Here is a 10,775-nt window from a genome sequence, read left to right on the forward strand (position 1 = left end):
AGCGTGCCCACCCCGTCGCTGTCCGTGCCCAAGTTGGCTGGTCTGGCCGCCGGGTGACCGTTGGGCACTTTGGAAGAACCTCGTCGGGGGAAGCTGCGGCATCATCCCGTTGGGACCGTGCCGCCGAGCGGCGGCGGACGAGCGCCTCAGGAGGCCGCCGGATGGCACACATCGATCTGGGTCTGGACGAGACGGAGCACCCGGGGATCACCGGCCTGTTCCGGTACCGGCCGGAGACCGCCGCCCCGCTCGGCGCGCTCGCCGAGGTGCTGCTGCACGCGCCGCACCCGACGCTTAGCACGGGCGAGCGTGAGCTGATTGCGGCGTACGTGTCGCAGCGCAACGAATGCTCGTTCTGCTCCGCCTCGCATTCGGCGTTCGCCGCCGCGCAACTCGACGGTGGAATGCCGATGGTGCAGGCGGTCCAGGTGGACGTCGACGGCGCCGCGGTCACGCCGAAGCTGCGCGCGCTGTTGAAGATCGCCGGTGCCGTTGTGCGCGGCGGCCGGCAGGTCGACGCCGCGCTAGTCGACGCCGCCCGAGCGGCCGGCGCCACCGACCTGGAGGTCCACGACACGGTGCTGATCGCGGCGGCGTTCTGCATGTTCAACCGCTACGTGGACGGACTCGGTACGGTGCTGCCGGCCGACCCGGGCGCCTACGCCGAGCGGGCAAAGCAGGTGGTCGCCAACGGATACGGCGGTTGACCCTGCGCACGCGTCACCCGTTACCGCAGCCGCCGGCAGCTCAGCGGCTGGTGTAGGGCATGGTGGGGAACCAGCCGTAGCCGAACATCGCCGGCAGCCGTACGTCCCAGTAGACGACCATGAAGACACCGAGCGCTATCAGCAGCCCGCCGGTGACTGCGGCGGTCCGGGCCGGATCGGCGGCCAGCCAGCGGATCAGCCCGCCCCGGGTGACCATGACGAGCAGCGCGAACACCGCCGAGACAATGACGATGTTGCCCAGCGACTGCAGGACGAACGCACCGGCGCCGTACAGCGGATTGCCGCTGTCCACCGCCCAGACGAACAGCTTGTTGAACAGCGGGTACGGCCGGCCGATCAGGAAGCCGCCGACAAGCGCACCGAGGGTGACCACCCGGGCCACCGGGCGGCGGGCGAACGGATCCGGCAGTACGCCGAGCGCGGCGAGCCCGAGGTAGGCGAAGGCCAGCCCGATCAGCCCGAATACCACCATGGACTGGATCAGGCGTACCGGCAGCCCGCCGGCCGAGCCGGTGGACAGTTGCGGCAGTCGGTCGCCGAGCAGCACCCCGATGAAGCCGTACGCCCCGGCGACGGCGACCATGCCGAGGGTGAGCCAGCCGATCGGCCGCAGCAGGCTGCGCAGCCCGGCGCGGGTCGCCGCGCCGCCGCTGGCCTGGCTCATCGGACCGATCGACGCGGCCATCGCCACGTTGCAGGCGGTGAAGGTGCCGGCCAGCCCGGTCACGAACGCGAACACCAGGCCGGCGACGGTACCGCCGATCGCGGTCGCCTTGGCGTCGTGACCGAGCAGTGCGTTCGCGACGTTGTCACCGATCACGTGGTCGACGAAGTCGTACGACCAGAGCACCGCGAGCAGCACTCCGGCCGCGGCGCCGAGCAGCGCGATCCGGGTCCGGGCGATCGGGGCCGGATAGCCGGACACCGGTGGGATGGTCTGAGGCTGTGGAGATCCACTCCTGAAGATAGCCATGCGCCGATCATTTGTGTGGCGGACGCTGCTGTCCTCTCAGATCTTGCCCCGCATGGTGCTGATCGACGCGGATGACGCCCAAGACGGCAATCCGCGACAACTCCGCGACACCGGCAACGGCCAGGATTGAGCCATGTCGGTCACCTCGGACCAGTGGCGGTGTGCCGCCACCTCCGCTCCAGACGTGCTACGACGGCTACTCACCCTGGTGGACGGCGCGCCCGCCGACCACCCGGTGACCGCCCACTGGAGCCTCGCCGACACCATGGCCCATCTGGCCACCATCACCGCGATGGACATCGCGCTGGTCACCGGCGGCGTCCCGAACCTGCCGGTGCCGGAAATCAACGAGCTGCGGGCGACGACGACGGTCGACACCGTCGCCGAGATGAACCGGCGGGTGCTGGCACAGTTTACCGAGCGCGACGTGCCGGCGATGTCGGCCCGGATGCGCGCCGACGTCGCGGAGCTGACCCGGCTGGCCGACACCACCGACCCGGATCACGAGGTGAGCTGGCTCGGCGCCGCCCAGCTGCCGGTCGCTGGTCTCTACTCCCATCTGCTCAACGAGATGAACATCCACGCCTGGGACATCGCCCGGTCGGTCGGCGGACGCTGGCACACCGACCCGCATCAGGCGGCGTTGTTCGTCGACGTCTTCCTGGCTGGCGTCACCCGCTGCGGCTACGGCCGGCTGCTCGACCACGACCGGCCGGTCCGCGCCGGACGGATCTCGGTGACCTTCCACCCGCGTACCGGTGGTCAGACCACCCTGGCCCTGGTCGACGGCCGGGTACTGCTGGAGCCGGTCGACCCGAGGCCGGACGTGCGGCTGCGCTACGACCCGGCGACGTTCAACCTGATGCTGTTCGGCCGGGTGGGTCGGCTGCGGGCGGCGCTCGGCCGCAAGGTGGCGGTCGGCGGTCGGCGGCCGTGGCTGTTGCCCACGTTCATGTCGACGATGCGACTGCCGTCCTGACGTGAGTCCGTCCCGACACGAATTCGTCCTGAACGTGAACCCGTTCCGACGCGGTGCCGTTGCAGTCGTCCCTGACCGCGCCGCGTAGCAGCCTTGACGCAGACACGTAGTGTGACGTACAAAACCATCGCTGTTGGTCGATCATGGTGGGGGCAACGTCCTGGAACGCGCCGTCGCCAAGCGGCCCGCCGACCGGATCTCCACCGACGTCGAGCTGTGGAGAGCCGCGCCGCAGCCGCTGAAGGACGTGACTGACGCCGGTAAGGTGCTGACGTTCAGCCAGGGCATCCTCGGCGGGCAGAGCCTGGCCGTTGTCGCCGGTTCGCGCTACGTCGACCGCGCCCTGGCGTTCATCTGGTTCGTCACCAGCGAAGGTGCGCAGAAGATCCTCGCCTCGCACGGCATCGCGCCGACTGCGATCGGCGCGTACAACGACCCGAACCTGCGGGCCTCGATCCCGCACCTGGTCAGAGTGCGCGAGGCGGTGGAGATGACCAGCGCGCTGGCCTGACCGCGGTGGCGGTGGCCCGGTCCGGAGTGGTACGTCGTGCAGATAGAACCATGGCACGTCCCGCTGCTGGTGATGGCGGGCATCATCGTGCTCGAGCTTCTCGCCGTCCTGGTGCTTTGCGAGCCGGACCGGCGGTACGGCAGTTCTGCGCACCGCGATCCGCACCAGTGGGTCGGTGGCGGCGTCGGCCCGGCCGCCGGTCGTTGAGGTCGTCATTGTCACCTTCCAGGCCCGGGTTGGTCCCGCCGAGGCCAACTGGGTGCCGCGTCGCCGCCGGCGGCAACGTGCGAGACGCCCTCGTCGGTGACATCCCTTGGCACACATTCTTGGGGTACTGCCCAGTAGCAGGTGGAGCGGCCGGCGCCCGGCTGACACGATCACGGCGCATCAGGTGGGTGTGCGTTGACCGACTGCGCCACGTGCACCGAGTAGTTCATCGACTGCGGTAAGTGAGAACCGGGCCTAAAGTTGGAACAACCGGGCCGAAGCAGGCAGCAACCGGGTCGAAGCAAGCAGAGAATGGACTGCCGAATGAGCAGTCGAGCCGGGCAACGTACCTTCTGTGGAGACTGCCAGTATCACCAGCGTTGCCCGTACGGAACCCGGCCTGGCAGCCGGCGCCGACCCCGACCTGATCGGTGGGCTCCGGCTCCGGCCCGACGCCCGGGCCCTGCAGCTCGACCGGTACGGCCGGGTGGTGCGCGTCTCGGCCGGCCTGACCCGGTGGATCGGCTGGTCGGGCGCGCAGCTTGCCGGACGTCCGTTCGAGCTGGTGCTGCACCCGGACCGGCGGGCCTGGTTCCGCCACCGGTTCAGCATCCTGCTGACCGACGCCTACCCGCACTTCGTCGGCCTGGCCGAGGTGACCACCACCGACGGCCGCCTCGCCTCCAGCCACATCACCGCCGTGGCGGTACGCGGGACGGATCCGCCGGCCGACTCGGTGCTGATGCTGCTCACCCCGGAGAACCGGGTACGCCGCCCGCAGCTGACCGAGGTAGGTGCCCGGGTGCTGGAAGGGCTGGCCGGCGGCGCCTCGACCGCTGAACTGGCCGCCAGTCTGCACCTCAGCCGCAAGGGCGTCGAGTACCACGTGACCGCGCTGCTGCGCCAGGCGCGGGTCACCAACCGGACCGCGTTGGTTGCCTGGGCGTACCACTGCGGGGTCTTGGTGCCCGGCAGCTGGCCACCCCGGCTGGCACCCGAGGCCCGGGAGCAGGTCCGGCCGCGCGCCCGGACCTCAGCCGGCGCCCAGCACGCCTAGGCCGGCAGCGCCGACGGTCGGGGCCAGCCGCAGTGTCGGCCCGGCTCAGCGTCGGCCAGGCGGCGCCAGCGGTGAATAGCGAATCCTCGGCGCCGGAGTTTGTTTCGCTCGGGTCTGCTTCGGTCTGATCTGTTCCGGGTGTGCCTGTTCCGCGCGCGTGTGGGTCTGCTCCGGGTGGCGGGCCGCCCGGAGCCGCATCAGCAACCAGACGCCGAGGCCGCCGAGCAAGGCCCCCATCAGGACCGCCAGCACCAGCCGCACCGTGCCGCCGAAGACGATCTGTCCGAGCGCCGCCCCGACGATCCATCGGGCGACCCACGCACCGACCGTCGACTCCGCGACCGAACTGGTGTCCGCTGCAACCGGCATGACCGCCTCCCCTGACCACCGTATCGATCCTTGGCGTTCCCGTGCGGAGTCAGCCGAAACCGTGTCGGCAACTTGACGGCGGTCACACCCCTGCCGGCCGGACTATCCGGCCGTACCGTAGATGGTGTCCTTCAAGGAACGGACCTGGGCAAACTGGTCGCGGATCAGCGCGGTGGCGGCCTGCTGCACGCGTACCGAAAATTCGTCCTCCCGGAACCGGCGCAGGCTGCCCGGCACGATCCGCACCGTCCAGTCCCGCATGCCGCAGACCTCGATCTGCACCGAACCATCGTCGGAGCGGCCTTCGGCGACGATGCCGCCCCGGGCCGATTGGTAGTCGACGTCGCGCGGCCCGACCGGCGGGTCCTCGCCGGACACCGCAGTGCCGAGCGCCTCGCTGACCGCCGCCCAGTACGCCTTCATCCTGCCCGCCCACAACAGCCGGCCCAGCCCGGCCAGTTGCTGCTCGACATAGCGTTCGTCCAGCCACTGGTAGCGGCCAGCGGCGAAGGTGACCCGTACGCAGTCGCGGCCGCGCAGCTCACCGGAGATCGCGCCGCCCGGCGCGTCCGCGGTCACGTGCATGTTGTCGAGCCGATCTGCCAGCAGTCCCACGATCCGTTCCCCCAGTCCTTGTCGTCGTCGAAGTGGGCGTGTAGATAGTCGAGGTGTCCGGTCGCCGTCAGGTCGAGTAGCCCATGAACAGCGGCCCGGTCACGTTGGACTGGGTCGCGTCGGCCAGCGCCGGCCTTTTCGCGACGAAGCTGTTTCGCTGCTGAGCCACGGCCTGGCAGCAACTGGTGAGCGCGTCGGCAATCTTCTGCTCCTGCTCGGCGATATAACCGTGCAGCAGCCGGATGGCATCGCGCATCGAGTCGACGACCGCCTGCGCCGTCTCACCCTGGAACCGGACCGCCGGCGGGTCATCGGGCACCCCGGCAGCCGCCACCTGCGACGAGGCCCCGACAGCGGTCAACCCCAGCGAGAGCCCGAAGCTGACCGGGGCGAGCGCCACACCGGCCACCGCCGCCACCGACGAGACCACGGTGAAGGTCATCACCCACTCGTTCTTGCCGCAGTCGTCCATCCGGTCCAGCGCGGTGATCGTGTCGTGGGCGATCTTGTCGATGTCGTCGCGCGCCCGGACCCAGATCTCCCGCTCCGCGTCCAGCGCAGCCCGGAGAACCGCGATCCCCATGAACTGGTTGTGAACGATCGACGGGAACGGGGAGATGAAGTTGCTCTTGAACTCCATGGCTGCCCGGCCTGTCCAGCTCTCGATGTGACTCTCCGCGTCAAGCATCTCGTCGAGATCGTGGTTGGCGCGGTAGGTGCGCCCACTGACCGGATCGTCTGACACCCAGCCAGACGACAGTTCCGCCAAGGACTTGTCGAGCTTGCTCCGGTGACTGTCGAACGCTGCCGGGTCGGGCATCTCGGCGAACGCCTGGAACAGCTCCGGGATGTCGCCGAACATCTGCTTGACCCGCTGGCGGGTCTCCTGCTCACCGTGCCGCGGTGCCAGTTGCGGTTCACCGCCCAGGGCTGCCGGACGAGCCCCGGACTCGGTCAGTGCCTTCAACGTGGCCTGCTGCTGGATCTCGTAGGCGTGCTGCATCAGGTTGTCAAAGCTCATCCGATGTCGGCCCTCGGCTCGCCGTTGACCTCCAACAACCGAGCGAACTCACTGGCCGCCTCGTAGTCGGCACGGGCGTACTCGACGGTGGCGACGCAGAGCGCGTCCGCCGTCGCCTCGATGTTGTCGGCCGTGTCGTGGCAGATCTTCGTCAGGATGTCGTGCAGCTCGACCCACGGTTGGTACGCCGGACCGTACGGCACCCCGGGCAGATTGCCTGAGCGGACGAACGCCCCGGCGACGCCGCCGGCGGCAGCATCGAGGGCGTCACCAGCCGTCGAGTAGACCGCCGCCACGGTGGGGAGATTGTCCCGGCCAGCACGCCAGAGCCCGTACAGGTCCGCGCCCAACCTGGTGCCGCTGTTGGGCTCACTGTTCGTCACGTGATCCTCCATCTGCCCGTCGAGTGGCCGACCCTGCCAGCCGGCTAGTTGAAGGGAGCTGCCGTCGACCACCCCGGCGTACTGAGCGCGGGGCCGAAGTCGCAGTAGGGGTAGCTCTCGGTCCGGGAGTCGTCGATGTTCGACGGAATGCTGTCGGTAATGAATGTCAGCTGTTCTGCCTGGTCCGGGTCGCACCGGCCGGGTCCTTTGTCGCCGTCGATGCTGCCGCCGACAATCTGGCCGGTGGCGTCCCGGAAAATGGTGCCGACGCCCCGGGTGAACAGGCCGGTGCAGTACGGCGAGACCATCCGGTAGTAAACGATCCCGCTGTGCGACTCCGCATCGACGATGGTGGTGCGGTCGTGTGTGGTGGTGACCCCGGCGACCTGGTCCGGTCGGTGCTCGACCCAGGTGGTGGCACCGAGCGTGGTGTCCACCTCGACCCGGTCGGCAGCGCCGGCCGCCTCGTCGACGTACACGGCGGTGCCGACGCCGGACCGGGCACCGGGCAGCAGCAGCGGAACTTCCAGCAGCACCGTCCCGCCGCCGTCTCCGATCACGACGGTGTCGCCGACGCCGTCGAGCACGTCGAACGAGACCCGAGTGCGGTAGGCGACGTACTCGCTGGTGTTCTCGACGACGACCCCGATGCTCGCGGTCGCCGAGCCGAGTCGACGCACCGGTGGGACGATCGTCACGCCGGATTCGACGACTCGCAGCCCGCCGCCGTCGGGTGCCTCAACGGACAGGCCGGCGGTGCCGGTGAGCGGGCGGTCGGGTGCCTCGATACAGGAGGCTGCCGGGTCGGGCTCCGAGCCGGGTGAGCAGGCAGCGGTGACTGCGGCAGCCGCGACCAGTACGACGGCGAGCGCCGCCGGCACGGTTGGCCGGGGCCGGATCGATGCGGGCATGGCGCGCCTGTCCCCACTGTTGAGCCGATGAACTGCCGCAGTTACCTCAACGTACTACATGGACACATCCCGTATGTGACACAGAGAGGTTGCGGTGACTCTAGGTGATGATGATCGGCCCGCTGGGCTCCTGTCGCCAATCCGTCACTTTCCGGTACGGCTCAGTTGGCGAGCGCCTGCTGGCCCTGCCGCAGCGCGGCGGCCATCGCGTCCCGGTAGCCGGACAGATCGGCGTCGTGCCGGTCGACCGCAGCGTCCAGCGCCTTTTCCCACGCCAGCCGCTGCGCCTCCCGCAGGCCGGTCTGGTCGGCGCACCCGGCGTCCGCGACGGCCAGCGCAATCTCCTTTTCCCGGGCCACCTCGGCCGGCCACGGTCCGCCCTCCGGCACCGGACCGCCGGGCCGCTCACCGACCGGGTGGTGGAAGAACTGGGCGAAGCGCCGGGCGTCCGCCGGGTCGAGCAGCGGCGGCTGGCCGTCCTGCTGGAGACAGCCCGACCAGGCGGCCGTCGCCGAGGTCACCGTCGGATCGGCGGCGTAACTGGCGCGTGCCGCCTCGTCGATCACGGTCACCGGGCTCGGTGGCGCGGCGACCTGGCCGTACACAGCGGACCTGGCCTCGCCGACGCAGCCGCCGAGAGTCGGATTGCCGGCGTCGTCGGTGAGGGTCTCGCCGTCGGCGGCACCGGTCAGCGCCTCCAGGTAGCGGTGCTCGTCAGCCGGTGACGGCCAGGTGAACCGTTCAGTGGTCGCACCGGTTTCGGTTTCGGTGTCGGCCCGGTCGGCGGTCTCGGCCGCGCGGATGCCGTACCCGTTCGCGTTCGCCTCGGCGAGCGTCGGTGACTGCTGCGGAGGTACGACCACCGGCCCGGGATACTCGGCCGGGAGCTGGGCGGGAAACCGGTCGATGCCAGCGTCGCGCAGGCACGCTTCGGTGAGCCGGCCGACGACGGCCCGTACCTGCGGGTCCATCTCCAGCGTGGCGGCGAGCAGCGGATGCTGGCTCGACGCCGGATCGGCTTCGCCGGGCTGCAAGCCCGAACCGGCCGGCGGCTCGGCTGCTTCGTCGGAGGTCGACGGCTCCGGCGAGCAGGCCGCCAGCATCGCCAGTACGCCGACCATCGCGGCGGTGGGAAGCAGCTTGCCGATGCGTTCGTGGTACAGCATGTTCAGACCGTCTCCGTTGATCATTGTTGCGGGTCGTCAGGGGGCGCGCACTGCTTGTAAACCTCGGTCCGGGTGTCGGCTGCAGTCGGCGGCAGACTGCTCGGCAGCAGCGTCGACCCGGGGTGCTGGCCGGGCAGGCAGGCGTACGGCGAGACGGTGGGGTCGAAGCCCCCGCCGACCACCGTGCCGGCGTCGTCGCGGAACACCGCGCTGGTGCCGACTGAAATCCACTTTCGGCAGTACGGTGAGTGGACCTCGTAGGTGACCGTAGCGTCGATCTGGTCCGTACCGTGCCGCCGGGTCTCCAGATGCCGGGTGGTGATTCCGCCGGCCGCGGTTGCCGCAGCGTCTAGGGCCGCGTCCCGGGTCGCATCTGGCGTGTCTGCGGTCGCTGTCGCGGTCCAGGTCGCGCCGGAGACGGTGGCGTTCACCCGGGCGACCTCGACCCGCTGGCCGTCCTCGGACCGGATCCAGAACTGGCCGCCCACGCCGACGCGTTCGCCGGGGAGGATGACCGGGATCTCCCGGGGCTGGTCGAGGATCGTGGTGAGGACTGCCGACTCACCCGCACTGTCGAGGACGTCGAAGGTCACCAGGGCACGATGCGCGGTGTGCGTACTCGTGTTGGCGACGATGGCGCCGATGCTGACCATGGCGTTGCGGGTGATCGGCGCCGAGCTGCTGCCGAGCTGGGTGAAGCCGGACTCGACCACGTCGAGCCCGTTCCCGGCCAGCGCGGCAGTCGCTGTCGCTGTCGCTGTCTCTGCCGCCGATGGTGTCGCTCGATCCGGCGGCCCGATGCACGGCGCGGTGGGGGTTGCGGTCGCGTCCGGCTGGCCTCGCATCTGCAGGACGACAGCCGCACCGGCGGTCACCACCGCGACGAGCACCACTATGGACAAAGGCATGAGGATCTTTCGCCTTGGTCGGCTGGGATCAGGGGCATCCACGGTCGGTGTGGCCATGAAGCGTACTTCACTTTCCAATGCGGACTGAAGGCGGCTCTGCCACGGTACAGCCTGGCAACCGTCGATGCCGACCGCCGCGCGGCCGGCTGCTCGCCGTCGCCGGTCGCAGGTGCGGGTGGGAGGCGTGCCGGTTGTCATGGCTCCCGGGACAGGTGTCGCCACAGCTTTGCTGCCGGAGGTGCATCAAGATGCACCTCCGGCATCAACCCCGAGAAGCACACCAGCCCGCCGGTCGGCTCTGCTGAGGAAGCCAGCTCCGCTACTGGTCGTCACTGCCGCCGGTTCGCCACCGGCGGCCGGGCTCGGGGGAGCGTAGGCAACGGGAAACACTTTCACGACGGGTCGGGGCAGTGAGCCTTTGCGAGTAACGGTTCGCGACTGGGTGTAGTGCCGGTACTCGGTTCAGGTGGTTCGGTTGTGCTCGATGTGGAGGATGACCAGTGCCGCAGCGACGATGTTCCCGATCTTCCACGGGCACAGGCTGACGTTACGCAAGGCCTTGAACGTCGTCTTGAGCAGGCTGTTCCCGCGTTCACCGACCGCGCGGAGCCGGTTGTGGGCGCGGTTGAACGTCTGCTGCGGGTCGGTCAGCTCGCCGCCCTTGGGCTTCTTGAACGCGACGGCGATGGTGTCGGCTTCGCCCTCGTAGCCGAGGTCGGCCAGGGTCCGCATGTTCTCGCGGATCTCGGTGAGGGTGGTCAGCAGGCCGGGGTGGGCACGCAGGCAGGTGGTGTCGTGTTCCCGGCCGGGGCGTACCGGAGAGGTCCACAGCGGCCAGCCGTCCGGGGCGGTCAGGACCTGGATGTTGCCGCCGTGGTTCTTGTGTTTGGCCGACCACCACAGGTCGACGCCGGGGGTGGGACCCGGGGTGGCGATCCGGTCGGTCT

Annotated in this window: 14 protein-coding genes; 5 read left to right on the forward strand and 9 right to left on the reverse strand. The window is 69.8% G+C overall.

The window, feature by feature from the left end:
- Positions 1 to 161 precede the first annotated feature (161 nt).
- Positions 162 to 707, forward strand: a complete 546-nt coding sequence (locus ACFHWU_RS24905; RefSeq protein WP_416591764.1) for a carboxymuconolactone decarboxylase family protein — start codon at positions 162 to 164, stop codon at positions 705 to 707.
- Between the two features lie 40 nt (positions 708 to 747).
- Here ACFHWU_RS24905 and ACFHWU_RS24910 read toward each other — a convergent pair whose 3' ends face one another.
- The gene (locus ACFHWU_RS24910; protein ID WP_416591765.1) at positions 748 to 1,653 is read right to left on the reverse strand and encodes a hypothetical protein; all 906 of its coding nucleotides are present in this window, start codon (positions 1,651 to 1,653) and stop codon (positions 748 to 750) included.
- A 181-nt stretch (positions 1,654 to 1,834) separates the two neighbouring features.
- Here ACFHWU_RS24910 and ACFHWU_RS24915 point away from each other — a divergent pair, with 181 nt between their 5' ends.
- The 4 genes from ACFHWU_RS24915 to ACFHWU_RS24930 all read left to right on the forward strand — a co-directional run bounded on the left by ACFHWU_RS24915 (position 1,835) and on the right by ACFHWU_RS24930 (position 4,455).
- On the forward strand, positions 1,835 to 2,680 hold the full coding sequence (locus tag ACFHWU_RS24915; RefSeq protein WP_416569358.1) for a hypothetical protein: 846 nt from the start codon (positions 1,835 to 1,837) through the stop codon (positions 2,678 to 2,680).
- Positions 2,681 to 2,813: 133 nt separating this feature from the next.
- A complete protein-coding gene (locus tag ACFHWU_RS24920) occupies positions 2,814 to 3,191 on the forward strand; it encodes a hypothetical protein (protein ID WP_416591766.1) in 378 nt (125 codons plus the stop codon).
- Positions 3,192 to 3,227: 36 nt separating this feature from the next.
- Positions 3,228 to 3,398, forward strand: coding sequence for a hypothetical protein (locus tag ACFHWU_RS24925; protein ID WP_416569356.1), 171 nt, complete (start codon positions 3,228 to 3,230; stop codon positions 3,396 to 3,398).
- A 355-nt stretch (positions 3,399 to 3,753) separates the two neighbouring features.
- Positions 3,754 to 4,455 (forward strand): LuxR C-terminal-related transcriptional regulator, encoded by a 702-nt coding sequence (locus ACFHWU_RS24930; protein WP_416591767.1) that lies wholly within the window; start codon positions 3,754 to 3,756, stop codon positions 4,453 to 4,455.
- A gap of 45 nt (positions 4,456 to 4,500) precedes the next feature.
- Here ACFHWU_RS24930 and ACFHWU_RS24935 read toward each other — a convergent pair whose 3' ends face one another.
- From ACFHWU_RS24935 to ACFHWU_RS24970, 8 genes are all read right to left on the reverse strand, one after another.
- Complete coding sequence (locus tag ACFHWU_RS24935; RefSeq protein WP_416591768.1) at positions 4,501 to 4,824, reverse strand: hypothetical protein; 324 nt, start codon at positions 4,822 to 4,824, stop codon at positions 4,501 to 4,503.
- Between the two features lie 102 nt (positions 4,825 to 4,926).
- The gene (locus ACFHWU_RS24940) at positions 4,927 to 5,439 is read right to left on the reverse strand and encodes a hypothetical protein (RefSeq protein WP_416591769.1); all 513 of its coding nucleotides are present in this window, start codon (positions 5,437 to 5,439) and stop codon (positions 4,927 to 4,929) included.
- A 67-nt stretch (positions 5,440 to 5,506) separates the two neighbouring features.
- Positions 5,507 to 6,460, reverse strand: a complete 954-nt coding sequence (locus ACFHWU_RS24945; protein ID WP_416569355.1) for a hypothetical protein — start codon at positions 6,458 to 6,460, stop codon at positions 5,507 to 5,509.
- Entirely contained in the window at positions 6,457 to 6,843 is a 387-nt protein-coding gene (locus tag ACFHWU_RS24950) for a hypothetical protein (RefSeq protein WP_416557269.1), read from the reverse strand. The genes ACFHWU_RS24945 and ACFHWU_RS24950 overlap by 4 nt, the downstream gene beginning before the upstream one ends.
- Before the next feature lie 44 nt (positions 6,844 to 6,887).
- Positions 6,888 to 7,754, reverse strand: coding sequence for a hypothetical protein (locus tag ACFHWU_RS24955; RefSeq protein WP_416569354.1), 867 nt, complete (start codon positions 7,752 to 7,754; stop codon positions 6,888 to 6,890).
- A gap of 161 nt (positions 7,755 to 7,915) precedes the next feature.
- A complete protein-coding gene (locus tag ACFHWU_RS24960) occupies positions 7,916 to 8,944 on the reverse strand; it encodes a hypothetical protein (RefSeq protein WP_416591770.1) in 1,029 nt (342 codons plus the stop codon).
- The gene (locus tag ACFHWU_RS24965; RefSeq protein WP_416591771.1) at positions 8,941 to 9,828 is read right to left on the reverse strand and encodes a hypothetical protein; all 888 of its coding nucleotides are present in this window, start codon (positions 9,826 to 9,828) and stop codon (positions 8,941 to 8,943) included. Before ACFHWU_RS24965 ends, ACFHWU_RS24960 begins: the two co-directional genes overlap by 4 nt.
- 462 nt (positions 9,829 to 10,290) lie before the next feature.
- Positions 10,291 to 10,775, reverse strand: a 485-nt coding sequence (locus tag ACFHWU_RS24970; protein WP_416591772.1) for a transposase family protein, incomplete at its 5' end; no start/stop codon positions are given.

The organism is Micromonospora sp. LOL_015 (assembly GCF_048060275.1).
GTDB lineage: Bacteria > Actinomycetota > Actinomycetes > Mycobacteriales > Micromonosporaceae > Micromonospora_E.

What these genes read in the sequence shown, in the direction of transcription:
- ACFHWU_RS24905 (WP_416591764.1), top strand. Translation starts at nt 162, where the DNA reads ATGGCACACATCGATCTGGGTCTGGACGAGACGGAGCACCCGGGGATC.
- ACFHWU_RS24915 (WP_416569358.1), top strand. Translation starts at nt 1,835, where the DNA reads ATGTCGGTCACCTCGGACCAGTGGCGGTGTGCCGCCACCTCCGCTCCA.
- ACFHWU_RS24935 (WP_416591768.1), bottom strand. Translation starts at nt 4,824, where the DNA reads ATGCCGGTTGCAGCGGACACCAGTTCGGTCGCGGAGTCGACGGTCGGT.
- ACFHWU_RS24945 (WP_416569355.1), bottom strand. Translation starts at nt 6,460, where the DNA reads ATGAGCTTTGACAACCTGATGCAGCACGCCTACGAGATCCAGCAGCAG.
- ACFHWU_RS24955 (WP_416569354.1), bottom strand. Translation starts at nt 7,754, where the DNA reads ATGCCCGCATCGATCCGGCCCCGGCCAACCGTGCCGGCGGCGCTCGCC.
- ACFHWU_RS24960 (WP_416591770.1), bottom strand. Translation starts at nt 8,944, where the DNA reads ATGATCAACGGAGACGGTCTGAACATGCTGTACCACGAACGCATCGGC.
- ACFHWU_RS24965 (WP_416591771.1), bottom strand. Translation starts at nt 9,828, where the DNA reads ATGCCTTTGTCCATAGTGGTGCTCGTCGCGGTGGTGACCGCCGGTGCG.